The organism is Bullifex sp., assembly GCF_034103065.1.
Lineage (GTDB): Bacteria > Spirochaetota > Spirochaetia > Sphaerochaetales > Sphaerochaetaceae > Bullifex.
Genome location: NZ_JAXEGN010000221.1, coordinates 1 through 2,169 on the forward strand (window position 1 = coordinate 1; position 2,169 = coordinate 2,169).

Here is a 2,169-nt window from a genome sequence, read left to right on the forward strand (position 1 = left end):
CATAGCCTACAGTGGCTAAAACACCTCTTCGTGTACAAATTTTCTTTCCCTTTAAATCTACTATAACAGTAGTAGCACTTTCACCTGTACCGACCTTTGATTCAAACTTTCCATCAATTTTTAGTGAATCAAAATCATTAATATATCTTACATCTGCAATGATATATCCTGGCCCCATTGATTTACTTACACAAATACCAGCAGTAATACCTAAAGTAGTACCTGTTAATTTAACAGAGCCTTTTCCAATACTTTTCATTTGGATATCAATATCACTTACAGGTAGAGAAATATAAGCACCACCATAAATTTCTGCAACAACAGGATGTCTAACAACTGCATATGAAATAAGTAATGGTACTTCTAATGTTGAATATGTAATGGTGGTATCAGGAGCACCCATTCCACTTATGTTCATACTATTGTTTAGTGAAAGCATAACTTCTGTTTGAATCTTTAATTGATCAAGAAGTTTATAGTTAAAAAATGCAGAAGCGTTGAATAATGGATTATTTTTAACAACAGGATTTACACCAGTACCAACCATATCTTCATGTGGAGTACTAAATGAATACATTCCTCCTGCTCTAAGGCCTATTGATATTTTTTGTGAGCCTACTCCAGATGAACCACCTGTTATTATGTTTTTAAGATTGCTATCATATTTAATATTCCATTCACTGATTCTTCTAACTAAAGTTGTCTCGATATCAATCAGCTTTAGTTCAATTTCATATGATGAAACAGTATTTGAAACAGAACCTGTAATTAATAGTTCTGCACCCATCATATGACCAATTGATACTGCTTTTTTATCATCAACAAGACCACTTGTTTGAAACTTAAGTTCTTCTATTATTGCCTCAGTATTTTGTCTATCAAGTACAATGCAATCTCGATTTATCAAGGCATTACATAAATCACCAACAAATTCAGTATTAAATTGATCTGTTGCCCCATCTAAAGGCATTACAAACACAGAGGTTTTCTTACCTATATAAGCAGAAAACAAATCTGCTGCATCAGCTATAAACTCATCATAACTTACTGCTTTTGCAGAAAGAGAAGTTAACAACATAATGGAAATTAATAGTAATAGAATCAGTTTTTTCATTTTATACCTATTTTATAAAGAATATTTATCTTCAAATTGCTCTTTGAAAGAACTCTCAAGTTCTTCGATAATTACGGCAATAGCTCTACTTTTTGCACTACCATAATTTTGATGACCTTCTCTTCCATGAGATGTATATACAAAGAGTGCACGATCATTTAATAAATCACGGAGTCTGATTTCAATATCATATTCAGCAAACACAAAATCTGAAGCAATGCCTGTTCCTTGAATCTTTCTAAAGTTAATTTGTCCCTCTGCAATTGCAGTTGGCATTTCAGAACCACCTGATATTTTTATCCCCATATCTGTTAATAATCGTGCTAATTCTGCTTCAATCTTACCATTTTCATCACCTGATAGTATGATTTCCAAACAAATTGAATTAGATACTTCACTATATACATTTTCTGCTTTACGAATGTCGTAATATGAAATATTAGCATTATCTAAATAGTTAATAATTGAAACATACATATTATATTTTTCAACAAGAGAATAATAAGAAACAGCTTTTTCTAATGATTCAAAAGAACCATTTGCTTCAATTGGTAATTTTTCTATTTTATTTAATGAATTTACTAGATTTTCTATTTCAGCCTTATATCTTGAAGAAGCTACTTCTTTATTAATGATAGCAACGGAAGTATAGCGACCATCTTTCTCACGCTTTGTTTCTACTATTTCAAGGCCATACAAATCTTCAACATCTATTACTATTTCAGATGCTTTAATAAATGATTCATCATAACCATCTTTGTTCTCAGTAATCGTTCTAGCTGTAACAGATTTTACATTAGTACCAAAAAGCGAAGCAAGCTCAACTTTTGCGTTGAGCTGTGCATCTTCTGCAGTCATACCATAACCTTTTCCTGTTAAGTATTCACTTTTTGAATAAGTATTTGATGTTGACGTACATGATGAAAAAATCATTAATAGAGCTATAACGAGCGAAATAGCTCTCATCATTCTGCTAGTACCTCATCAACTGCTTTCTTAATATCATTAATTGCTTTATCAGCATTACTATCACCAAGAACTGAAAGATCTGCAAC

General features: G+C 31.6%; 2 protein-coding genes. Both read right to left on the bottom strand.

Going from position 1 to position 2,169, the window contains the following annotated elements:
- The coding region (locus tag SOY52_RS08630; RefSeq protein ID WP_320848552.1) for a CsgG/HfaB family protein at positions 1 to 1,114 on the bottom strand (1,114 nt) is incomplete at its 3' end.
- 12 nt (positions 1,115 to 1,126) lie between these two features.
- Positions 1,127 to 2,083: a hypothetical protein gene (locus tag SOY52_RS08635; RefSeq protein WP_320848553.1), complete on the bottom strand. Its 957-nt coding sequence runs from the start codon at positions 2,081 to 2,083 to the stop codon at positions 1,127 to 1,129.
- Positions 2,084 to 2,169 lie beyond the last annotated feature (86 nt).

Coding starts and splice junctions, on each gene's coding strand:
- SOY52_RS08635 (WP_320848553.1), bottom strand. CDS start 2,083: ATGATGAGAGCTATTTCGCTCGTTATAGCTCTATTAATGATTTTTTCA.